General features: G+C 71.4%; 2 protein-coding genes. Both read right to left on the bottom strand.

Annotated elements, in window-relative coordinates; all coding sequences use genetic code 11:
- Window positions 1-213: hypothetical protein (locus tag AX737_RS24550; protein WP_066925869.1), on the bottom strand; the 213-nt coding region annotated here is incomplete at its 3' end.
- 81 nt (window positions 214-294) lie between these two features.
- Entirely contained in the window at window positions 295-654 is a 360-nt protein-coding gene (locus AX737_RS24555; protein ID WP_066925866.1) for a hypothetical protein, read from the bottom strand.
- Window positions 655-725: the final 71 nt, after the last annotated feature.

Raw genomic sequence — 725 nt, forward strand, 5'->3', positions numbered from 1 at the left:
GCCCGCCACGACGCCCGCGGCGGTGCCCCCGGAGGCCACGAGTAGGGCCGCCTCCCCCGCCGCCACCATCTTCTCGGTGACCATGCGCTGGGCCTCGACCTGCGCCGCCGAGCCGCCGAGCGACAGCATGGCGAGGCGCAGGCCGATCACCTGCTGCGACTCGAAGGCCAGCATCGTGGCGTCCATGCCGAGCTTCCACCAGGGAGCGAACATGCCTGTCTCCGTGCGCGCGTCCTCGCGCGGGCGCTGTCGTCAAGCTCGCGGGAACCGGGGCGGTTCCCGCGAGGGCTCGGCTCACCAGTCGAAGCTGCGGCCCTTCGCGGCGGAGCCGCCGAGGCTGATCTTCGGGGTCTCCTTCTTCTGCCCGCCGAGGCTGATCTTCTTCTGTCCGGGCTTGTTGCCGGGCTCCGGGACGGCGGCGGGCTTGGGCGGCGGCAGGTGCGCCTGCCCGTGGATCACCGAGCCGATCTCGCCCGCGACGCGGACCAGATCCTCGCGCTCGCAGGCCCGGGCGACCTTCAGGCCGAGCTGATGCATGTGGCTCTTGCCGTACAGGTAGGTCGCGAGCTGCGCCCGCTTCAGCGGCGGGATCGCCTCGAGAAGTTCCGGCAGGTCGTACGCGTCGGCCCGGTAGATCGCGCCGAGCGTCTCCATGGGGACCGGACAGGCGACGTCGGGCTCGGCGGCGCTGGTCGGATGCGATTCTGTCTCTTATACACATCTCC

The sequence above is a fragment of the Methylobacterium sp. CCH5-D2 genome (genome assembly GCF_001556475.1).
Lineage (GTDB): Bacteria > Pseudomonadota > Alphaproteobacteria > Rhizobiales > Beijerinckiaceae > Methylobacterium > Methylobacterium hispanicum.

What these genes read in the sequence shown, in the direction of transcription:
- AX737_RS24555 (WP_066925866.1), bottom strand. Translation starts at nt 654, where the DNA reads ATGGAGACGCTCGGCGCGATCTACCGGGCCGACGCGTACGACCTGCCG.